Genomic DNA, 23945 nt, shown 5'->3' with positions numbered 1-23945 from the left:
TTAATATGGAATTCTAAAAAATGAGAGTGTGCCAATAGCAAAATGAATTGAGTTATTAAGTTAGATATAATTTATTAAATGTTACAATTTTATAATAAACAGAAATAAGGATATTATGGAATATTTCGACTCTAGCAAAAACAAAATCCTATTCGGCAGTACTGATAAACTAGCTGATTGGACAAGTGAAGGTATTGAACAAGCTAAAATTATTGACAAAATAAAATTAATGCTCAAAAATTACCTCGAACTAGATAATGTTAGCTTCTTATTTGGCTCAGGCACTTCCATTCATTTAGGAGCTGTAGCAATTCGAAATTTTCCATATGAGGTTGAAAAATATATTGTTGAAAAAAACAATGAATCTGATTTTGAAGGAATACATGACGAATTTGTTGATACAATTAAAGCATTACAAAGTGAGTTTTTGGAATATGGTAAAAAAAATCTCGATGCAGATTCTGATGAATCCTTTACTGACGTTAGAGGCTGGAAATTTTACATAGAAGATGATTTTGTACGAGATTCCGATTCTGCTGAAATTGTTCTGGAATATGAGGCTGTGCTTAATTATCTAATTGCTAAAGATTTTGTTTTAGACAAGGATAAAAGTAAAAAAAGAAATGATAAATGTGCTCAACTAATAGTTGCAATAAAGGAAGGTTTATTCAATGTTTGTAATTTAGAAAAAAGGTCAGTCTCTCAGACTATTATTGACAGAAAAAAAGCTAGTAAATTTGAAAAAGAAAAAGAACAGGGTGTTCTTTTAGAAACCCGAAGCAAATATATTTTTCACGAAAAATTCATCAAAGCTTTACTCCAAAGACCTTTAAACCTAAGAAGGTCGAATATCTTCACTGCAAATTACGATTTAGCTTTTGAATATGCCTTTGATAAACTTGGAGTACATTACATCGATGGTTTTTCTGGTTTTCACAAACGTTTTTTTAAACCTGAGACTTTTGAATATGATATTTTTTATCCTGGTTCAACAACCTCAGGAAAAGTTCAACGAATTGAAAAAGTTGTAAGGTATTTCAAACTACATGGATCATTATCTTGGGTTAATTCTGAATCGAGGGATGCAAATAATCTATATGGTATTGAAGAAAAGTCCTTAGAGCTGATAGAATCTTTAAGCAAAAAAGGAGAAATAATAATTTATCCTTCAGCTGTTAAAAAATCATATACACTTGACTTACCATATTCTGAATTATTTCGTCAATTTGCATCAACCATAACGCAATCACAATCTGTACTTATCACTGTCGGCTATTCATTTGGTGACGACCATTTTAATGATATTATTTTTCAAGCATTATCAAATCCTACATTTACCCTGATTGTAGTTGATTTTCAAGGCACAAAAAATGATTATATCAATAATCTGAAAGAACTAAATGACCCTAGAATTATAATTCTTGAAGGAGCTTTCTTTGGTGATTTTTTAAGTTTTTCTGATACCCTCATGCCAAATTTTAACAGTGTTGACAATTACGACAGAGTCGCAACTACTTTAAATGAAATATTTAGCGATAAAAATCCTGTACACGAACCTATTAACGATTTAGAAGATGAGTGAAAGAAGCATTGGCAAAGTCATTTCTGTAGATAGTTTTAGAGCATACATCAGATTAGATGATGATTTAAAAAGTCTTTATAAAAGCGGGTATGAAGATATATACGAAGTAGCAAGAATAAATTCTTATGTAATTATTCCTATTGGAGCAGAGAGGATTGTCGCAATGGTTACTAGTGTTAAATCAATCGATGAAACAGAAATAGGAAAAAATAAAGAAGCAATATTTTTGACTAAATCTGCCAGATATTTAGTTGCAACTATGATTGGAACAATCGAAAATAATGGAAAATATATTCAAGGTGTTTACAATTATCCCATTTTAGATAATCCAGTTTGGTATGTTACAAGACAAGATTTAGATAATATTTTTGACCAAAAGGAAAAAACAGAAATAGATTTTGAAGCCGACTACTATTTACCAGTTGGTACCTCTCCATCTTTTTCTGATTATCAAATAAAAATTAATCCAGATAAGTTTTTTGGTAAACATGCAGCAATACTAGGAAATACTGGTTCAGGGAAATCGTGTACGTTCGCCTCAATAATTCAAAGTATGTTTGAATTTGAATATAACGGTAAAAAATTGCAGAATGCTCACATTATAATATTTGATACAAATGGAGAATATAAGCAAGCTTTCCAAGGAACAAACGAAAATCCATATAAGAATTTACAGGAAGTTAATGCTTTTCATATAGATAAGAGTGGAATGAAAGTGCCTTTTTGGTTTATGAATTTTGCTGATTTTGATTTTCTATTTGAACCAACTTCAGGAACACAAGCCCCTGTATTTAAAAGAGCTTTAGGCTTAGCAAAAAATCAAAAAACTATTACAGATAAACCAATCATTGATAAATTTACAGAAAGAGGAATTTTGAGTTTATTTGATGCATCTCCAGATGACATAAAGAGAAAGAAAAAATTTAATGAATTTGGCAACTGGAGATATAAAGTAGACAACGAAATAATTGGTTTGGGAAATACAATCACCCCAAATGGCAATCAACTGTTAGCCGAAATTCAAAATACGCTCTTAATACTTGGTGCAGATAATACTCTTATTGAAGAAAAAAATGCTTTAGGACATTTGCAAAGCAAGTACTTAGAATATTCAAGTTCAGAAAATGTTGAACAAATTGCAATCGAAAAAAATATTGATTTACCTATCTGGTTCAATTTTCAAGACCTCATAACTAGATTTTTTGATGAAGCAATTAATGAACAAGATAATTCTGGTAACAGATTAAGAGAATTTGTTTCAACATTAAGATTACGTCTACAATCATATTTAGGAGATGAAAGAATCTCACAACCTTTACTTCTTAATCATACAGCAGAAATAACTGATGCATTAGCTAAATTCATTTCCTTTATCCTAGGAGATTTTTGTAAAGTATATAAAACTGAAGATTCGGATATATTTACGGAATTTTATAAGGAACAACTAGCAAAAACTGACATTGAAAAGTTAGTTGAAAATAAACCGAGCCAAATTACCATAATTGATATGTCATTACTACCATTTGAAGTATTGGAAACAATTACTGGTCTAATTGGCCGACTAATATTAGAATTTGCTTCTCGTTTTCCAGAAAACGATAGAGGCAATCTCCCCATGGTTATAGCTCTTGAAGAAGCTCAAAATTACATTCCAGAAAAAAACCGAGGTGACAGAGAATCAATAGCAAAAAAAGTGTTTGAACGAATTGCAAGAGAAGGACGTAAATATGGAATTTCATTACTAGTTTCTAGCCAGCGACCTTCTGAATTATCAAAAACAGTATTATCGCAATGCAACTCATTTATTATCCACAGACTTCAAAACCCTGAAGACCAGAAATATGTACGCCAATTGGTCTCAGCCGCGAATGAAGATATACTTCAACAATTACCAATTTTGCCACAGCAACATGTAGTGATCATGGGGGATGCTGTAAGAACACCCGTACAAGCAAAAATGAATACAGCAAATCCGAGACCTAATAGTAATAACCCTAAATTCATACAAAATTGGATAAAAGAATTGCCAGAGAATTTCCCAAATTATAAAGGAATTGCTGATTCATGGGAAAAGGGAACAAATTTCATTTCAACGGCTGAACCAGAAAACTAACAAAAATTTACCAATATCAAAATTAACACATGACACAAAAAGAACTTTTAGAAAATGGATATTTTCCAAAAGAATTGCCTCCACCTTTTCAAACTAAAATATTCGCAGATAAGTTAAGTGTTATTGAAAATGATTGGACTACAGTTAATGTTAATATTAATAGATCCCAAAAATCAATAAAGGAAGCTTTTAAAGATAAATTTTGGGAATCAAAGTGGGTTATACATTCACTTCCAAAAGTTGGCTTTTCAAGACGTCTTTTAGGCATTCCAAATCCATATCACCAATCAATACTTGCCAAGTCTATAACTAATAATTGGGCTGAAATTGAAAAAATTTTCAATAAATCTAAAATTTCAAATAGTAAACCTATTAAAGATGAAACTGGCAAAAGAGCATTAAAATCAATAAACAGTTTTGGACAATTTCGCAAAGAATGTCTAATTAATTCATATGATAAAATTTATGAAGTTCGAACAGATGTTTCTAGGTATTATGGAACAATATACACCCATATCATACCTTGGATTATACATACTAAAAGTATAGCTAAAACAAATCGAAAAGACAATACCCTATTAGGGAACTTGTTAGATAAAAACTTACGAGAAAGTAACTCAGGGCAGACTTTAGGTATTCCAATTGGTCCTGATACATCACTTGTGATAGCAGAAATTATTGGATGCACACTGGATGAAATGATACAGAAAAAATTTAATACTTCGGCAATTAAAGGCTTCAGATATATTGATGATTATTATATCTACTGTGAAAATCAAGCAGATTCTGAAAAAGTTTTTAAGTACGTTCAAAGTATATTTACTGAATTTCAACTAGATATTAATGAAGAAAAGACAAAAATCTCAAAATTTCCATTTCCTTATGAACCTGATTGGTCAATTGAATTGGGTTCATTTACATTTAGGAAGCATCCACAATCCCAACAAACTGATATTGAAAGATTTGTTAGTATTGCTTTTAAACATGCAAAAAACAATCCAAAAGATTCCGTTTTAAATTTTGCAATTACAGTTTTAAAAAGAATCGCTCTTTTCAATGAAAGTTGGAACTTATATCAATCATTAATATTAAAAATTGCTTTATCGGAACCTGTAACTTTACCAACGGTTGCGCAAATATTAGTGTCTCATGGGAACAAAGTAGAAAAATTAAAGGTGAAAAATGTTGTAGAAAATATAATAAAAGAACACACTCCTAAAGGTCATCATTTTGAAGTATCATGGGCTTTATGGATTTGCAAAGAATTTGAAATAAAATTGCCTAATAACATTGCAAAACTAGTTTTTGAATCTACCGATGCAACTTCAATATTAATAGCATTAGATTTGAAAAAAAATGGCTTTATAAATAAACAAGTGAGTACTTCATTGATAAGACAAGAAATGACTCCCGAAACTTTAATGGATGAAAAATGGCTTCTAACATATGAAGCAATTGTTCAGGGTTGGATAAAATCTCCTAAAGTGAACCCAATTTTGGAAAATGAATATTTTGAGATTCTCAAAAAACATAAAGTAAAATTTTACGACAATACAAAAAAGATAATTCCTTTTAAACTAGTTGACCCTTATGCGACTAAAACTGTATCAACTCCAAAAGTTGAAACTAAAGAAAAGATTGTAAAAAAACAAAATAGGCTGTCTACTGTTGGTAGCGGGGGAGACATTGATTACTAAATTAAATAAATGCAAGTTAAATATAGTGATCGTTACTGTTTTGTGGCAAAATCGTGGCAAAGTCAATTTTGAAAAACTATCAGTTCAGTAAAATCAATTGTTGACGAGTTTGGGTTCGAAACTATTAAAGAAGGGTTTAGATAGCTGGAAAAATTTAATTAGCATTATTATAAATATGGGTGCAGAATCGGTGCATAATTTTTACGAACAAATTTAAAAAACTGTTAGACAACCACTTGAAGCCTTAAGTTCGAAACATTACTAAACATCAAAAATATTATAGCAATCACTCGTTTTAGAATTGCAGCAAAATGATGGCACATGATTTTTTGGAAAATAGAAAGTAAGCAAAATCAAGTGCTAACAAGTTTAGATTCAAAACTATTATACATTACTTTATTTAAAAGCATCTCGCGAATAGCAGCATATTCACTGTATCTATTTCGAACAAGAGATTAAATCTAGAAAGCAGATAACTTTCATGAAAATGTTATAATTACAGCTTCACACATCTAAAATTGACGTGATGGCAATAGACCTCATTCCATCTTTTCCACTTGTTCCCATCATATAACGAGTGAAGTATTGATCGGCGAATAAAAAGATCCTCCACATCATATAGTCCGTCATCGTTTGGAGCGTATTGTACTGTTGCTACCGAAGCTTGTTAAATCTTTCGAGAACGTTACCGAAAATTATTGTACTTTTATAACCTATTAATCATTTTCATTTGTAAACTAATCTTTTCAAGTTGTTTAATTCGCATGAAATATATTACCATCAAAGACATTGCTAAACAATTGAACACTTCAGTTTCTACGGTTTCAAGAGCCTTCAACGACAAGGCTGATATCAATCCTGAAACCAAAGCATTGGTTTTAAAAACGGCCAAAGCATTAGGATATCGTCCTAATCCTATTGCTAAAAAGTTAATGCAACAGCGTTCTTTTACTATTGGTATTATTGTACCTGAGTTTATCAATGCATTTTTTCCTGAGGTCATCATAGGGGTTCAAGAAATTTTGTTTGAAAATGGATATCAAGTGCTAATTGCTCAGTCTAGCGAATGTTTTGAAACTGAATTAAAAAATATCAAAACCTTAGAAGATAGCATGGTTGATGGCTTGATTGTTTCATTATCAAGTGAAAGCAATAATACCGATTATTATCAAAATTTAATTGCGTCGGGCTTTCCAATCGTGCTTTTCAATAGGGTAAACAATCAACTCAATTGTTCTAAAGTTGTTTTTAACGATTACAAATGGGCCTTTTTTGCCACCGAGCATTTGATTAATCAAGGTTGCAAGAATATTGTACATCTCAAAGGTAGGGATGGCGTTTCATTGACAAATGAGCGTCTAAGAGGGTTTTTAGACGCTCACCAAAAATACCAATTGAGCTATAATAAAAATCAAATTGTAGCTACGGGATTCACATTAGCCGATGGTCAAAAAGCGGCGCAAAATATAATAGACTCAGGAAATATTCCTGACGCTATCTTTGGAGCAAATGATCCGGTAACTATTGGAGCCATGCAAGTTTTTAAGAAAAATGGATTTTCTATACCAAATGACATTGCTTTTGTTGGTTTTACCGATTCACAAATGGCAACTATAATTGAGCCTCCACTGACTTCTGTTTCGCAACCTGCAAGGGAAATTGGTGAAGAAGCTGCTAAAATACTTATTGAACAAATTGAAACAAAGAAAGGTTTCCAGCCTAAAAGCATTACCTTAAATGGGCAATTAAATATACGTGCTTCTTCTCTAAAAATCACTTCATTGAAGTGACGAAAGTCATTTTATAAATTTTAGCAATGTGATAAATTATTAGCTATTAAATATTTTGCATGAAGAAGCTGGAGCTATTCTTGATCCAATTGTTTTTAACATTATTTCTGCAATTATTTCTTTCATAAAAACAACAACTTGCCTATACCGTCAAATCTTCAGTACTTCATCACTATTGCGACAACTAATTTTTTTAATCTTATTATATTACATTAAAAGTATAGGTGTTTAGAATACTATTGATTTTAAATAAAGACTTATTATAAGCTACTAACTCTAAAGATATAAAATTCCTCTATGGCAAGGTAACCAGTAGCAATCCAGTTTTACACTGAAAACCTTTAATTCATTTTGTACAAATTATTCCTATTGTTCAGTTTATATCTAGTCCCCTAAACATTGACCTACACTTTGAAAAAGTAAATTGCGGGACCAAAAAAAGATTATAATTATTTAAACAAAGAATAATGAAACTAAAATTAATTGTACTGCTTACTTTATGTATGTCTCCGTTTTTATACAGTCAAGATTGGAATGGCATTCCCGTTCCTGCAAATGCTGGAACAGGAAAAATTTGGAAAATTCAGCCACAGTCTGATGATTTTAATTACACCTATGAAGCGTCCACTAATCAAGCAACGATTGGCGGAAAGTGGACTAACTTTTATCACAACACTTGGGATGGTCCAGGGCCTACAAAATGGAGGTATGAGAATACTACCGTTAGCGGAGGAAATCTGCATGTTTTTGCAACTAGACAGGCAAATGAAACTAAGACTTTTACTGTAGATTGTGATGGAGATAATATTGCCGAAAGCTGGACTATGGCGGCTACAAGAGCGGGCTGCATTACATCGAAAACAAGGGTAAAGTACCCTGTATATGTAGAAGCGCGTTTTAAAATCGCAAATGCAGTTATGGCTTCTGATATTTGGATGCTTAGTCCAGATGACACCCAAGAAATCGATATCCTGGAAGCATACGGCGGAAAAGCAACTAGAAATGATTGGCTAGCACAACGTTTGCATTTAAGTCACCATGTATTTATTAGAAGTCCGTTTTTGGATTATCAGCCTACCGATGCCAGCACATGGTACACGGGAGCTACAAAAACCTATTGGACAGACAAATGGATTCGTCTTGGTGTGTACTGGGCTAGTCCAACTCGGTTAGAATACTACTTGGATGGTCAATTAGTCAAGGTAATGGACAATCTAGATACTGTGAACGGCAAAGACGGAATAGACCCATTAAACTATACCTCAACAGCTACTCCAAGAACTGCCGCTACACGCACGGGACTGGTAAAAGAAATGGATATCATTATTAATATGGAAGATCAAAACTGGAATGCCTGTAAAGGACGTACTCCTACTGATGAAGAAATTACAAATTTTGACAATCATAATTTCAATATCGATTGGATTCGAATTTACAAACCTGTGACCGATCCAAATTTAGGGAAACAAGATGCCAAGATTGAAGAAAAAAAATTGATGCTATTTCCAAATCCTTTTAAAGATTCTATTCAAGTAAAATCAGAAAAAAACATAAGCACTGTTCAAATTTACAGTTTGAGCGGAACTAAATTGTTGGTTGAAAAAATCAATAATACCAATGCTACTATTGCTACCAAAAACTTAAGCGCTGGAATGTATTTTGCACAAATCAATTGGGAAGATGGCACTTCTGTTACTCAAAAAATTATTAAAGAATAAAATGAAATTCATCAATCTAACCCACCAAACACTCCTGACCCTAACTCTTTCACTTTTATTAAATAGCTGCTCGAGTACCACTAATCAAACATTAAAAACTCCTATAGCTGTTCATAACGAACCGGTAGAAATCCAATATACAGTAGAAGGAAAAACGGAACGGATAGTCCACCTGAAAGTAGATTCCAAAAATAACTATTCTAACTTATCCTTAGTTTGTGATAGCCAAATTTTGGTAGACAATATTGATATTCCGAACGCTGGTATTGTTACTGTAAACGCATTAGTCGATTTTAAAACAGAGGGAGAAAAGAAAATTAAAATACTCAAACAAGGTGGTGAGATCACCCTTTTGGATATAAAATTTAACGCTACAGACATTCCAGCTATCCCGCAATTTAAAGACATTTCGGATGAATCTGGATTAAAGACAGAATATACTTGGAAATACGGCGGTCCATCGGTGGGTGATTTGAATAATGATGGTTTGTATGATTTTGTTTTAAACAACCACGACAAAGTGCCTGCCAAACTTTTTTGGAATCTCGGAAACAACAAAGTTCAAGAACATTCCGAAATACTCAAGCAATGGGACATACACGGTTCTGCAGTCGGCGACTATGACAATGATGGCGATGTGGATATTATTATTGCACAAGGCGGTGGTAATGGAACTGACCCACAACCGCCTCATTTACTACGCAATGACAATGGAAAATTTACAGAAGTTTCGATCGAAGCCGGAATTACACACGGCTCACGCGGTAGAGCAGTTCGATGGATCGATATGGATTTGGATGGCGATTTGGATTTATTACTTATCAATGCCGAAGGAATTAATAGTAGTTCCGGAAGTCAACAAATTATATACACAAACATAGGAAATGGTCATTTCAAGATTGCACATAGTAAAGCAATTGAAGGTGCCAATGCCGAACGCGTTTTAGTGACGGATATTAATGGAGATCAAAAAGACGACTTAATTCTGTTTTCGCCTATATCGGTTTGGGTTGGCAATGGCGATTTAACCTTTACTGATGTTACCAAGCAATGGGTACCCGAAAATCTTCAAAAAACAGATTTGATTACCGGGGCATGCGAAATAGATATTGACAATGATGGAGACATGGATATTTATTTAAGTAGAGGAAAACCTAGCTACGAAATAGCCAATAAATCTTTGGATTACAACCCTATTACCAAACGTATGGATATGCGAGACGAAGGCAACAAAGGCATTACCAGCATCGACTTTGAGGCTCCGGGTCACATTACCTTATCGGGTATATTTTTATGGTATCGTATGTATAATGATGGATTTCCTTTGCACTTAGGCGCTTCCAAAAAAGAGATCCTGGACGTTCAGGAAAAGGACACCATAAAAGTAACCCCAGAAATGGCCAAAGGATGGCCGAATGAAAGAAAAGAAAATGGTTGGTATCTTGGTTATTTAGGCAACAACAAATGGCGATTGGAATCTGTTAGAAACGGCAATATCTATTGGGAAATTAGAATATCTATTGATGGAGTTCAATCTGTACATCCAGAATGGACACCGCAAAACAGAAATGTTCAGGATGTATTATTTAGAAACGACAATAATCATTTTACCGATGTTACCACCAAGTGGAATGTACCTTTGGGAGGAAATAATCAAGGGGTGGTTGCAGCCGATTTTAATAATGACAGTCATATTGATTTGTTCGTATATAGGTTTGGCTTTTTGAAATCGAGCGTGAGTGATTGGCTTTTGCTAAATAACGGAAAGGGGCAATTTGAAACTACAACGCTTCATAATGCTCATGACCCTAATGATCCTGGACATGGGGATATGGGGCAAGCTTTTGATTTTAACCTTGACGGAAATATCGATTTACTAAACGGAAGCGATAATTATGGAAAATGGTATCTGTATGACAATAGTTTGATCCAGAATAAAAACTATGTGCTAGTTCGCGTAAATTATTCCGATTTGCATCATATTGATCCGATGTCTGCTACTGTAACGGTCACTACACCCTCTAAAAGCTATACCAAAAGAGTAGGATCATCAGGAGAAGTATTTTCGCAAAGTTTATTGAATACCGTACATTTTGGTCTAGGTGATGACGAAACAATTAAAAGCATCACCGTTCGATGGAGAAATGGCGAGACTTATACTGCAAAAAATTTAAAGGTAAACCAAGTTTATACTACTCCGTGAATCATTTAACAACTAGATTAAAAAACACAATTATCCTAAAAATATAAATGATGTCTATAAAAAGAATAATGATACTATTGGCGTTTGCTAATTTACATTGGGTTCAATCTCAAACGATAACATCTGGTCCTCCAGAACCGCCCTTGGGGAAAAGATGGGTTCTAAATCCCGAGCTTTCAGATGAGTTTAACGGAACGCAAATTGATACAACCAAATGGTTTGATTACCATCCGCAATGGAAAGGCAGAGTTCCTGGCTTGTTTCTGGCTTCTCAGGTTTCCGTAAAAGATGGTTTTTTACAAATTAAAGGGGAAAAAATGAAAAAAGACACCCTTATCAAAAACGCCAACGGGGAAGAAAAATTTACTATCGCAGGCGGAGCGGTTGTCTCCAAAAAAACAGTGTTATTTGGGTACTATGAATCCCGAATTAAGGCTGCGGCTACCACTATGTCGGCTACTTTTTGGTTTTCTACCAATGGAAAAACGAAAAGTCTAAAAGAGTGTGACAAATACAGTTTAGAATGGGATATTCATGAATCTATTGGCAGAAATGGACCTTTTGAAGGCAGTTATTTTGCCAATGGAATGCATTCTAACTCTCATTATTGGTACACAGACTGCAATGGAGAGGTTCATGATTACCGCGCTCCTCAAGTTGTTTTTCAAAATGCGGAATTATCTTCTGAAAATTTTAATGTGTATGGTGGATGGTGGCGCGATGAACAAACAGCAAGTTATTACTACAATAATGGTGAACCAAAACATCAAAAATTTTATTCCGAAATAAACAAAAAACCGTTTGACAGACCAATGCACATGCGTCTGGTATCAGAAACCTACCCTTTTCCTTGGATTGAGTTGCCAAATGATGCTGAATTAGCAGATCCAACAAAAAATACCGTTTATTATGATTGGGTACGCGCTTATAAATTGGTAGAGGCTAATATGCCAATTCCGTCTTCTAACAACGAACCGGTTATCCCTCTTTTTAATGAACAAATTCTTTTTCACGTGGCTATTATAAACTTAGTTTCTAAAACAATTTTAAAAATCCCAATACAATATAAGGCCATTGAAGATCGTGAAATACTACTAAAACTATCCGATCCTGAAGGAAAACTAATTAAAGAAACTAAATTCATTGCCTACACTGGTTATGCTAATTTAGAATACGATATGAGAATAGATAAAAAACTTGAACCAAAATCTGGATATTCATTATTGGCTATAATTCGACCATTGAACACTAAAGATCCTGTTGATATTGATTCTAGTACATTGATTATTAATTTAAAAAGCAAATAATTAAACTATAAATTAAAATGACAAAAATAGTCACTTTCGGTGAAATTTTACTGCGTCTTTCAACGGAAAGACATTTAAGGTTCTCACAAGCAGAATCGTATAAAGCTACTTATGGCGGTGGAGAATTTAATGTTTCTGTATCTCTGGCAAATTATGGTCTGAATACAGAATATATTACACGATTACCAAATAATGAATTAGGTAATTGTGCACTAAAAGAGATGAGAAAACTTAATGTCGGCTGTCAGAATGTGCTCTTGGATGGTGATCGAATTGGGATTTATTTTCTAGAAACAGGAACTAGTACAAGAGCCAGTAATATTGTTTACGATCGCGAAAATAGTGGAATGTCAACTTTAAAAAAAGGAATGATTGACTGGAAAGAAATTCTAAAAGATGCCACTTGGTTTCACTGGAGTGGCATTACTCCTTCCCTATCTGAAAGTGCCGCTGAGGCTTGTGTTGAGGCTTTGGAAATTGCAAAAGATATGGGCTTAACAATTTCTTGTGATTTAAACTACAGATCAAAACTTTGGAAATATGGTAAACATCCAAAAGAAGTTATGCCTAAAATTCTGCAATATTGCAACGTAATTTTAGGAGATCTAGACACTGCAAATTTCATGCTGGGCCTACCACAAATGAATCCGGATTATCAAAATCAGGAATCACTGCCCGTGCTGTATGATACCATTTTTAAACTAATTCCGTCGTTAAAATTTATGGCAACCACATTGCGCTATTCTGTAAGTGCTTCTCATCAACGTATAGGAGGAATTTTATACGATGGAAATACAATTTATGATGCAGACGTTCAAGATGTAACTCCGGTTGTAGATCGTGTTGGAAGTGGTGATGCTTTTATGGGAGGCTTAATTTATGGATTAAATGAAGAACCACTAAACAAACAAAGAGCCCTTAATTTTGCTGTAGCAGCCTGCTGTCTGAAACATACTATTGCAGGCGACTATAACTTAGTAACACTTGAAGAAGTTGAAAAATTAATTGGAGGTGATTTTACAGGAAAAGTATCAAGATAATATAAATATGGCACAATATACCCGAATTGAAGTAGCTCAAGCGATGAAAAATACTGGAATGATTCCACTATTTTTCAGTAATGATATCGAATTAAGTAAGAATATTTTAAAAGCGTGTTATGATGGTGGTGCACGTTTGCTGGAATTTACAGCTCGTGGCGATTTTGCGCACGAAATTTTTGGCGAACTTACCAAGTATGCAATTAAAGAATTACCTGGAATGATAATGGGGGTTGGCTCCGTAACCGATGCTGCAGCTGCCTCGTTATACATGCAACTTGGCGCAAATTTTATTGTAACTCCAGTATTACGTGAGGATATTGTAATAGTTTGTAACCGACGCAAAGTTTTATGGTCTCCTGGGTGCGGAACACTTACAGAAATAACAAAAGCAGAAGAATTAGGTTGCGAAATCGTTAAACTTTTTCCGGGCGATATTTATGGACCTGAATTTATAAAAGGAATTAAAGGTCCACAACCTTGGACATCTATTATGCCAACTGGAGGAGTACATCCAACAGCTGAAAATCTGACTTCATGGTTTAACGCTGGAGTAACTTGTGTAGGAATGGGATCCCAATTAATAACTAAAGAGATTGTGGCAAATAAAGATTTTAAGGGATTAACTGAAAAAGTTAAAGAAGTTATTGAAATTATTTCGAAGTTAAAATAATTATATCTAAATATAAAAAGAGATTGTGATAAAATTATTTTATTCACAGTCTCTTTTCTACTTTATAACTCGTTTTATTTTTTTGAATATTCGCTTTTTTAGTTCCAATCTAGTCCGCTACAATAGTATCTAACTTTAAAATAGAGGTACTATCAAATAATTTCCATTTATCAATTTTAATTTTCTGCTTAATAGCTTTTGTACCTAATACATAAGCCTTGGCATTATTAACCGCATCTACGGACAATAAAGTATCTTCATTAAAGTACCAAACTGAAAAACTATTGGGCTTATCTTCTTTTCTAACCACGACCTCGGTATAGCCTTGTGACAGACCAACCATTTGTAATTTGAGATCGTACTGATCCGACCAAAACCATGGAATGGTGTCGTAAACCGAAGCACCTCCACATATTGCAGCAGCCGCGATTTTGGACTGATCTACGGCATTTTGAACCGATTCTAAACGGATAAAGCGGTTGTAATGCGGGTTAAAATGATACGTACAATCACCAATTGCATAAATATTGGCCTCACTGGTTTGCGCCTTTTCATTGACTATTATCCCATTTTCAATTTTGATTCCTGCTTGTTCTGCCAATTCTTTATTTACCAAAATACCTACACCCACAATAATCATATCCGCTGGATAACGAGAACCATCGGTACAAACCACTACGTTTGAAGCGTCATTATTTTCAATTGCGCTTACATTTTTAGCCGTAAGCACTTCTACCCCATTTTGATGATGCAACTCATGAAAAAAACTAGACATTTCTGGAGCAGTCACTCGTGCTAAAATTCGAGATTCACGTTCCAATACCACCACCTGAGCACCTAATTTTTTTAAGGAAGCAGCCGTTTCTAGTCCGATATAACCTCCACCAATCACAACAACACGTTTGGTAGCGCTCGCATTGATGCCCTTTTTGATAGAAGCAACGTGCGCAGCGGTACGCAAAGGAAATACATTTTGAGCAGTTGCTAATCCTTCAATTGGCGGTACAATTGGTCTTGCTCCCGTAGCCAAAACCAATTGATCATAAGACTGTTGCGTTCCGTCTTCCAAAGTAATGGTTTGCTCTTTTGCATGTATTGCGACCACCTTTACCCCCAAATTCAAGGTGATGTCTTCTTTTTGGTAGCTTTCTGCTGATTTTAAAACATTCTTATCAATACCATCATCACTTGTCAAATAGGCCTTAGACAAGGGTGGGCGATGGTATGGCAACACAGGATCGGCATCAAAAAGCAATATGTCGCCTTCCCAGCCTTCTTTTCGTAAAGCCGTAGCACAATTTACGCCGCCATGGCTCGCTCCTATAATCACACAAATTGGTTTCTTAGTTTCAGACATACAACATTTTTTAATTATTTAGCCACACGAAGCACTACTCCGTCCAACGCTTCGGTAATTTCTAATTGACAACACAAACGGCTGAATTCATCCGCATCATCATCTAATTCTAGCATATCCGTTTCAATTTCGCTAGCGGTTCCCGTTTTTGAAACATGTTCTGGTAAAACATGTACGTGACAAGTAGCACACGAACATACCCCTCCGCAATCACCATCGATTCCTTTGATACCATTGTCAACTGCAAGTGCCATTACGCTACCCGATGTTCCTTCTAAAGTTATTGTTTCATCATCGCTAGTGATAAAAGTTATTTTTGCCATTTTCTTTATTTTTTTAATTAATTAAATTTTACTTGTAAGCGGTGAAAGCCAACTTTACGTTTGAAATCACCTAAATCTTCGATATTTTCTTCGGCACTCACAATTTCCATAGTGCTCACTTTTTCCGTTAATACTTCCACCGCTATTTTCATAATTGTACGAGCGTGGGTTGCTCCCAAACAGTTGTGTGTCCCGAATCCGAAGCTCAAATGCGGGTTCATTTTACGATCTAAAACCACTTCATTTGGATTTTCAAAAACAGTGGCATCTCGATTTGCAGACGCCCAACACAAAGAAGCTCTTGTATCTGCTTTTATAGCATGTTCACAAACAGCAGAATCAGTTTTGGCTACTCTTCCCATCTGAGTTAATGGCGCAAAATAGCGAATCAACTCTTCAATAGCTTTGTTTCTTATTTCGGGTTCTACACGCAAACGATCTAATGACTTTGGGTGCTCTGCAAAATAAGCAATGGAATTTGACACCGCATTGATTACCGTATCACGGCCACCTGCAAACGTCAAAATCATCACGCCTTTCACTTCTTCTTTTGTTAATTTTTTGCCATCAACTACAGCATTCAGTAATACTGAATACAAATCTTCTCCAGGCTTGGCAATGGCTTCATCAATTCGGCCATCGATATAATCATACAAAATAGCCGCTTTAGCACCATCTAAGGCTTCTCCTTCACTACGAAAAACGTGAGTTCCCCATGAAATCCATAAGTCAGCTTCTTCATAAGGCGTATTTAGTAATAAAGTCAAGGCTCTTGACTGTAGTTTTAATGAAAATTCACTGATTACATCTACCGAATCTTTGGCTAAAACCTCATCAACTAAAGCACTAATTTGCTCTTTTAATTTGGCTTGGTATTCTTCCTCTAAAGGTCTTTTGAACCAAGGATCCAAAATAGCTCTAAAGTCTTTATGTTGCGGCGGATCTACTTCAAACGGAATCTGACGTGTTGTTCTGATGTTCACTTCTGAAGGAATCACAATACGACCTGGTACCGCCCCTGATTGAAAGGTTTTCCAGTCGTGAGCTCCTTTGCGCACATCTTTGTGACGCAATAGCATGGTTACAGGATCATTTTGATCGTCCATTTCTCCAAAACCTTGGTTTACACGTGCTTCTTCAAATGGATCGTTAAACTCACTATTTTTCATCTTTTATATTTTTATTAGTATCTTTTTTTTCAACCTGGTACGTTTTAAATGCTGATGACAACACACCTACAACGTCTCGAAAAAGACCTTGCAGGAACATTAACTAACATTATTTATTAGTACTAAACTTTTCATACTGATCATTAAACTCAGCTTCTTAAGTCTATTTTCAGTTTTTAGAACCCATTAAAAAACAACAAACTGTCTTTGATGTGTTCTTGCCAGTATGGCCATTCGTGTGCGCCTTCAAATTCTTGGTATTGATGGTTTATATTGGCATCTGTTAAACCTTTATGCAGATTCCGATTGTATTCGATGAGTAAATCCTCTTTGCCACAATCAAAACGTATGGGTGGCAATTGCTTTTTATTTTTTATAATCAAACTTAAAACGTCTTCGTTAATGGGGTCAAATTGATTGAAATTGCTCTCGTTTTCTTCAACAAAAAGATGCATTTGATTTTTATTGGTCATCGAAGAATGTCCCGTAATGGCTTGGTAACGCTCTGGAAATTTGGCTCCCAAACGCAAAGCGCCATACCCGCCCATCGAAAGCCCCGAGATAAACAATTTGGATTTTTCGCTGGTGCAATCGATGTTTTCTCTCACGGCATCAATCACATCTTCGACAATCCATTTTTCATAATGGGCATTGTTGTGCGGTAAATATGCCGAACCGTCTCCCCATAATCCATCCGAAGGCATCGCAATTACCATCGGTTTTATCAATCCTTCTTCCATCATTTTTAAAGCTGTAAAATGTACTCCTGCTTTGTGCGCCCAAATCCAAGCACTACCATACACCCCATGCATTAGCGTTACAATAGGAAGGTCTTTTAAATCTTCAAAAGGCGGTACAAAAACACAGATGTCACCTCGCCCATTCAGATTAGGGGTTTTAACCGTAATGAATCGAAGGTTATTGCTCTCAAATTCTGGATTGGATATTTCGGTTGTTCTAAATTTTGACATCATTTCTAAAATTAAAAAGTAATTACACCTTTTGCATTTTTTCCAGCCAACATATCGTCTAAGGCTTGTTGCAATTCTTCCAGAGGATACGTTTTAGTAATCATCTCGTCTAATTTGATTTCTCCTTTTCGATAATGTTCGATAATTTTAGGGAAATCTTTTTGCGGATTGCATTTTCCGTACAACGGATTGATGTATTTTTTATCCCATTCGAATAAGGCCATATCAATCAAAACCTCTTGTTCGATTCCGCTAACTTGAACAGCAGTGCCAGCATTTCGAACCATTGCCAACGGTGCAGCGCCCAAAGCTGGAATTGCAGTACACTCAAAAGCGTAATCGGCACCACGACCAGCTGTCATTTCTTTTACCTTTTGAGCCGCTTGTAACAGTCCTTTGTCATTCTTATCGGCCAAAATGGTATGAGTCGCACCAAATTCAACCGCCATATTCAATCGCTCTTGATTGATATCAATCGCAATGATTTTACAAGCTTTCGACACTTTTAATCCTTGAATTACATTCAAACCAACTCCTCCTGTTCCAAGCACAACAGCTGATGAATTTTCGGTAACCTGAGCCGTATTTACAGCAGATCCAAAACCCGTCATAACGCCACAACTTACGATACTTGCTGCCGAAAAAGACATGTTTTGAATTGGATTTTTAACTACTGCCGATTCTTTTACCAGAGTATATTCAGCAAGCGTTCCTATATTAAAGGAGCGAATGATTGGCACTCCATTCAGAGTTGTTCCTTCCAAATGGGCATGTCCGGGGGTGTACCCATTTCCTCCTGCTACTACAGGCGAATTATTTTCGCAAATGTGTTCATTCTCATGCTCGCATTGAAAGCATTTTCCACAAGGAGTTGCCCAATTCAAAATCACTGCATCACCTACTTGTACACTTTTTACATTTGTCCCAACTGCAGTAACAATTCCTGCTCCTTCATGCCCCATTACAATTGGTTTTCCCCAATTTAAGGAGTCATAATCGGTATGACACAAACCTGCCGCTTTAATGGCTACTATCACCTCATCCCCTTGCGGATCATTTACTGTAATGGTCTCTATAGAAAATGTTCCATCTCCTTTTGCAATAGCTGCTTTACAATTGATGCTCATAGAATACTTTTAAAGTTTATCTTTTTATAAAAGTTAAAAGTATATACTATAGTCATTAGTCACAGTACCAATATTGCACAATTAATACCTTATATTGACCTAAAATTTTAAATAAGCTTCTTTTACTAATCAATATTGAATATATTTGAAGAAAAAAAATGAAAGCACTATTTGAAAAAGTACCCTCTTCGGTAGAAAGTTCTTTTAACGCATTTGTATATGAGGCTGAAAATTTTGAAACACCTTGGCATTTTCATCCTGAATATGAACTTACTTATATTGTAAAAGGAGAAGGTACCCGTTTTGTTGGTAATAGCGTTCAGGAGTTTAAAAAAAGGGATTTTGTATTGTTAGGTACAAATTTGCCGCATTATTGGAAAAATCATGATAACCTAAAAGGCGGAGTTCAATCGATTGTATTGCAATGGGACGATAGCGTTTTGGGCGAAAATTGGTTGGAGAAAAAAGAATTTCATTCTATAAAAAGGATATTATCAGATGCTTCAAAAGGACTCTCTTTCCGCACTATTGAAAACGATGTGATTCTCGAGCGGCTGCAAAAAATCATTACCCAAAAACCACTAGAAAAACTACTTGCCTTACTTCTACTTTTAGAAGAACTAAGCAAAATAAAAGAGGTGGAAACCCTTAGTTCAGACGGTTTTGTACCTAATCTAAACAGTAAAGCAAATGACCGAATAAATCTGATTTATAATTATATACAAGAAAATTACAATCAGAAAATTCGTCTGAATGAAATTGCCGATTTAGTGCACATGAATGAAGAAACCTTTTGTCGCTTTTTCAAAAAAAACTTAGGAAAGTCATTTTTCACTTTCGTGAATGAGTACCGCATCAATTTAATTTGCAAACAACTAATTGAAACCAAAAAACAGGTAAGCGAAATTGCCTATGAATGTGGGTATGAAAGTTTGCCTTTTTTTTATCGTCAGTTTCAAAAATTCATGAAATGCTCGCCTTTAGTATTTAGAAAAAAATACCATCTAGAGGATGTCGGCACTACTATTGAAATATAGAAAATATAAAAAAAGATTATAACATATAGAAACATAGATTTTATTTCGAAAAATTTCAGGAAAGTTTGCTAGAAGTTTTTTAAAAAAATATCTTTATCGATTAATCCCAAAATCAAAAAAATGAAAAAAATTAACCTACTACTTTTTGCATCCTTTTTACTGGCGCTTACCTCTTGCAGTTCGTCAGATGATGCTACTGCAGAAACAAATGCCAACTTGATTGTAAAATTAAAATTTGATGAAAATCAGGTTCGATTAGACAACTTAGGAAACCCTTCGGTTATAGCACAAGGAAATGCGGCACAAACACCTATAATGAATGAAATGAGTGCTCACTATTTAGAACTATCCCCTACTGCGAATACTTTAATAGGACAAGGTGAAGTTATTTACAAAGGTGAAGAAACAACCAAGGAGGTGAAAAAGCTATTGATTTTAGCAAAGAAAATTTTGTGAAAGACGAAGAAATGTTTTTAAAAATCCCTTTAAAAGATATTAAAAAGGGAAATTATGAGTGGCTTCGTATATCTGCTTCTTATCAAAATGGAAAAGTAAAAGCACTTTACAATGATGCCGAATACGATGCAATATTGACAAGCTTTTTAGGTTATAACACTTATATTGATAATTATACCATAAATGGTAAAAACGTAGTTATAAAAGCTAATAAACTACAATGTTATTGGGGTTTTGAAGCTTTATGGACTGTTATTGATGGTCAAGCACCAGCAGGAGCCATAACGGTTCCAAACCCAATTTACCAAACTTCTCCAATTCCAGAAGGTTCTTGCGTCCTGACAAGTAAATTTGATAAAGCTTTAGCTATTACAGTAAATGAGACAAAAGATGTAACGATTACTATTTCATTTTCTATAAACAATAGCTTTGAATGGAACGAAGTAAATGTTGATGGAAAATATGAACCTGCAGCGGGAGAAATTCCAGTAGATATGGGGTAACGAGGTCCTAAGTTAGCTGTGGATTAAAACCGAAAAAAGCATTATAAAAAATACATAAGAAAGCTGAAAAATTTCGCTCGTTTTGATTAGCATCTTTTTTCTAGCTTATAAAAAAACGCTTATAGTAGGATTTTAAAGTTCCTCTGTCAGCGTTTTTGTTTTTTCAACTATATTTACTTTTAAATTCAATCTGAGTGCTCCTTTTAGATTTCATCTTTTCTTGAAGCAATTTTCTATTCATAATATTATAAAGTGGAAATCGTTAGTCTTAATTATTTTTATCATTCTCAAAACCAGTAGCTCTAGGGTTTTGAATTTGACTTTCATATCTCTTTCCATCTTCGCCTGTAAACTCTTTGAAATAATGATAGTAAGAACCATAACTTCCATTATCATTTTCTTCTTTTAAACGCAGTTTTTGCCATTCATTGAAATATTTTGTGGCTTCTTTTTGGTCGCCTATTAAAAAGAAATAATCATTTTTAGAGATTACTTTTCCTAATTTATCAGTCAGTTCCAGATTGACAAAGAACTTTGACTTTACCGTTTTCAGTACTTTTTCATTTATAGGAAAAAACGATTTGGCACTATTTTCCTCAATTTTTGACACTTCAAAATTTTTGGTTGAAATCACCGCACCCGAGTCATCTTTCATTTCAAACTTCACCTTACAGTCTTTATATTCTTTATAAAAATCATTAATGATCCAAATATTTCCAATAAAAGCTTCTTTAGTATCCCAACGGCGTTTTTTGAATTCAAAATTTACCAATAAGGGCTGATAAGCCTTTTGAACAAAATAATAGGAGTTTTTTGGTTTTCTGTAATTATCTACAATCGCCCATTTCATATCAGGACCATAAGTGATATAATGGCACAATGCAATACCACTTAAACTTGGTTTGTCACGTCGGAAATGTTCGATTCCGTTTTGGAAAATAATTCCTTGTGCATCTTGCGTTGCATTGACAAACTCTTCCAACGAACCTTTCATTTCACTATTAAAGACATCCCAGTTTTGCATACGCAAATGCGTCAAATCGGCCCAGTGGTGACCCCAGCTCAATCCCGGAGGCCACATTTCATTTTCAGGAATAAATTTTTTCAAACTCTCTACCGATGGCACAGAGGTAATAGCAAATTCAGGAACAATTGGAAATCCGTTTGCATTTGTTTGGTACCAATCTTCGTGCAACCATCGTCCCATTTCATAAAAATAACGCAAAGCATGAACCGCTTCTTTTGGTTTAAATCCCGCTTGTTGTCCTACATGATCCGTCATTGGTGAATCGGGGACATACGGCAAGTTCACATGAGCTTGCAAGGAATCACCTAAACGCTCCAAAAACTGTCGCCCGAATTTTGGATCACGGGTACGGAACATCATTTCTTCTCCACCTTCCATCATGATTAATGAAGGATGATTTCTACGAGCCACAACGACCTTCACTCCTTCGTTAAAAATTTCAGCTAAGTTTTTCTCATCCGATGGAATATTACCTGTTCCTAGCGGAATGATGTCTTGCCAAACGGTCATACCCATTTCATCACAATATCGATAAAACTCAGGAATTTCTGGAGGATGCCATCCGAAAATCCGAATGTTATTCATATTCATTTCTTTAGCCAAACGAATCAACTCTTTGTAATCGCTTATTTCTGTGCGACCCACAAAAATATTTGGCGGTCCACCCCAACAAGCCGAACGAATGAAATGAAACTTTCCATTTATATAAGTCGAACGCGGAAAACTAACATCGACATCCTTTACAAAACCAGGATTCCATTTGGAAGTCACGTCACGAATGCCAAAAGTAGTTTCGTTAACATCCTGATTTAGTTTACCATCTTTAATGGCTATTTTTGCGATATATAAATTTTGATCTCCTAAATCCCAAGGCCACCATAACTTAGCATCCTTTAGATGTATTTTTTGAATTACTTTATGCGTTCCAGGGGAAATCGTTTTTTTTAAAACAACTTTCTCTTCCTTCATTTTAAAGTTTTTACCATTCAGCACTGCTTCAAAAGAACATTCTTTGGCTACTGGATTGGTATTTTCCACCGTAATTTCAAGACTTACATCTGCTGAGCCATCTTTATTAATTTTATTATTGGCATACACATCTTTAAAACGAATCTTACCCGTACGTATCAATTTTACGGGCCCTACAATTCCGATTGGAGTAATATCTCTCCAATAATCGCCAAACCAAGGTGTTTTTTTACCCGCTACAAAAGCATTCACTTGAGGAGGTGTATCCAGTTTTACGACCAACATATTTCGTCCTTTGAGGAAATCCCATTTATGAATTCTTAAGTAGTCGTTGACATTGAAAGAAAATGGAGAAAATACCCCTTCATGCTTTCCTAAGTAATGACCATTTAGCCAGACTTCACAACTGTAATCAACACTTTCAAAAACAAGATCTACCATCTGGTTTTCGATACCTTCTGTTATACTGAATTGCAAAGCATACCACCACTCATATTGTTGTACCCATTGGGCTTTGACACTATTTCTTCCAAAATGCGGATCCTCAATTACTCCTGCTTTCCATAAATCAGTATAGACATCTCCTGGCACTTTGGCGTTGTTCCATACTAAGGTTTCAATATCTTCTGCAGGTAACTTATGAAGCCCTTTTTTCACACCTTCACCGGGTGCCATCATTTTAAATCGCCATTTATAACCACTTAAATCAAGCATTTGCTGACTTGAATCTTCAAGTGACAAAGTCGTATTGGGTTGTGCGTAACTGCCTAAAATCCAAAATAAACTTATAAAAAAAGTAATACATTTCACTAACTTTCTTTCCATTGCTTTACAGTATTAAAACAAATTCATAAAACTGATTTTCAAAAAAAGAGATAAAAAC

General features: G+C 34.8%; 18 protein-coding genes. 12 read left to right on the top strand and 6 right to left on the bottom strand.

What is annotated here, in order from left to right:
- Positions 1 to 115 precede the first annotated feature (115 nt).
- The 9 genes from K6T82_RS03875 (at position 116) to K6T82_RS03835 (ending at position 14123) form a co-directional block, all read left to right on the top strand.
- On the top strand, positions 116 to 1582 hold the full coding sequence (locus K6T82_RS03875) for an SIR2 family protein (RefSeq protein WP_222104894.1): 1467 nt from the start codon (positions 116 to 118) through the stop codon (positions 1580 to 1582).
- Positions 1575 to 3695, top strand: coding sequence for an ATP-binding protein (locus K6T82_RS03870; RefSeq protein WP_144219302.1), 2121 nt, complete (start codon positions 1575 to 1577; stop codon positions 3693 to 3695). The genes K6T82_RS03875 and K6T82_RS03870 overlap by 8 nt, the downstream gene beginning before the upstream one ends.
- Before the next feature lie 29 nt (positions 3696 to 3724).
- Complete coding sequence (locus K6T82_RS03865) at positions 3725 to 5392, top strand: RNA-directed DNA polymerase (RefSeq protein WP_144219301.1); 1668 nt, start codon at positions 3725 to 3727, stop codon at positions 5390 to 5392.
- A 764-nt stretch (positions 5393 to 6156) separates the two neighbouring features.
- Positions 6157 to 7182 (top strand): LacI family DNA-binding transcriptional regulator, encoded by a 1026-nt coding sequence (locus tag K6T82_RS03860; protein WP_144219296.1) that lies wholly within the window; start codon positions 6157 to 6159, stop codon positions 7180 to 7182.
- Between the two features lie 467 nt (positions 7183 to 7649).
- Positions 7650 to 8900 carry a T9SS type A sorting domain-containing protein gene (locus K6T82_RS03855; RefSeq protein WP_223704654.1) on the top strand — a complete coding sequence of 417 codons (1251 nt, stop codon included), beginning with the start codon at positions 7650 to 7652 and terminating at the stop codon, positions 8898 to 8900.
- 1 nt (position 8901) lies between these two features.
- A complete protein-coding gene (locus K6T82_RS03850; protein WP_223704653.1) occupies positions 8902 to 11103 on the top strand; it encodes a CRTAC1 family protein in 2202 nt (733 codons plus the stop codon).
- Positions 11104 to 11153: 50 nt separating this feature from the next.
- The gene (locus K6T82_RS03845; RefSeq protein WP_223704652.1) at positions 11154 to 12410 is read left to right on the top strand and encodes a LamG domain-containing protein; all 1257 of its coding nucleotides are present in this window, start codon (positions 11154 to 11156) and stop codon (positions 12408 to 12410) included.
- 17 nt (positions 12411 to 12427) lie between these two features.
- Complete coding sequence (locus K6T82_RS03840) at positions 12428 to 13450, top strand: sugar kinase (protein WP_144219292.1); 1023 nt, start codon at positions 12428 to 12430, stop codon at positions 13448 to 13450.
- 7 nt (positions 13451 to 13457) lie between these two features.
- Positions 13458 to 14123, top strand: a complete 666-nt coding sequence (locus K6T82_RS03835; RefSeq protein WP_144219291.1) for a bifunctional 4-hydroxy-2-oxoglutarate aldolase/2-dehydro-3-deoxy-phosphogluconate aldolase — start codon at positions 13458 to 13460, stop codon at positions 14121 to 14123.
- 109 nt (positions 14124 to 14232) lie between these two features.
- On the opposite strand, the gene K6T82_RS03830 is transcribed toward K6T82_RS03835, so the two are convergent.
- The 5 genes from K6T82_RS03830 to K6T82_RS03810 form a co-directional block, all read right to left on the bottom strand.
- Positions 14233 to 15480 (bottom strand): NAD(P)/FAD-dependent oxidoreductase, encoded by a 1248-nt coding sequence (locus tag K6T82_RS03830; RefSeq protein WP_144219290.1) that lies wholly within the window; start codon positions 15478 to 15480, stop codon positions 14233 to 14235.
- 14 nt (positions 15481 to 15494) lie between these two features.
- Positions 15495 to 15803 (bottom strand): 2Fe-2S iron-sulfur cluster-binding protein, encoded by a 309-nt coding sequence (locus K6T82_RS03825; RefSeq protein WP_144219289.1) that lies wholly within the window; start codon positions 15801 to 15803, stop codon positions 15495 to 15497.
- Between the two features lie 17 nt (positions 15804 to 15820).
- The gene (locus tag K6T82_RS03820; RefSeq protein WP_144219288.1) at positions 15821 to 16972 is read right to left on the bottom strand and encodes a cytochrome P450; all 1152 of its coding nucleotides are present in this window, start codon (positions 16970 to 16972) and stop codon (positions 15821 to 15823) included.
- Between the two features lie 176 nt (positions 16973 to 17148).
- Positions 17149 to 17943 carry an alpha/beta hydrolase gene (locus K6T82_RS03815; RefSeq protein ID WP_144219287.1) on the bottom strand — a complete coding sequence of 265 codons (795 nt, stop codon included), beginning with the start codon at positions 17941 to 17943 and terminating at the stop codon, positions 17149 to 17151.
- 11 nt (positions 17944 to 17954) lie between these two features.
- On the bottom strand, positions 17955 to 19070 hold the full coding sequence (locus K6T82_RS03810; protein WP_144219286.1) for a Zn-dependent alcohol dehydrogenase: 1116 nt from the start codon (positions 19068 to 19070) through the stop codon (positions 17955 to 17957).
- A gap of 158 nt (positions 19071 to 19228) precedes the next feature.
- Between K6T82_RS03810 and K6T82_RS03805 the strand changes: the two genes are divergently transcribed.
- The 3 genes from K6T82_RS03805 (at position 19229) to K6T82_RS03795 (ending at position 21066) form a co-directional block, all read left to right on the top strand.
- Entirely contained in the window at positions 19229 to 20107 is an 879-nt protein-coding gene (locus K6T82_RS03805; RefSeq protein WP_144221583.1) for an AraC family transcriptional regulator, read from the top strand.
- 120 nt (positions 20108 to 20227) lie between these two features.
- A complete protein-coding gene (locus tag K6T82_RS03800; protein WP_223704651.1) occupies positions 20228 to 20563 on the top strand; it encodes a hypothetical protein in 336 nt (111 codons plus the stop codon).
- Between the two features lie 11 nt (positions 20564 to 20574).
- Complete coding sequence (locus tag K6T82_RS03795; protein WP_223704650.1) at positions 20575 to 21066, top strand: hypothetical protein; 492 nt, start codon at positions 20575 to 20577, stop codon at positions 21064 to 21066.
- A 268-nt stretch (positions 21067 to 21334) separates the two neighbouring features.
- On the opposite strand, the gene K6T82_RS03790 is transcribed toward K6T82_RS03795, so the two are convergent.
- Positions 21335 to 23887 (bottom strand): glycoside hydrolase family 2 protein, encoded by a 2553-nt coding sequence (locus K6T82_RS03790; protein WP_223704649.1) that lies wholly within the window; start codon positions 23885 to 23887, stop codon positions 21335 to 21337.
- Positions 23888 to 23945: the final 58 nt, after the last annotated feature.

It is taken from the genome of Flavobacterium potami (assembly GCF_020026915.1).
Classification (GTDB): Bacteria; Bacteroidota; Bacteroidia; order Flavobacteriales; family Flavobacteriaceae; genus Flavobacterium; species Flavobacterium potami.
Note: the sequence above shows the minus strand (reverse complement) of the source record. Positions and strands in the feature narration are given on the sequence as shown.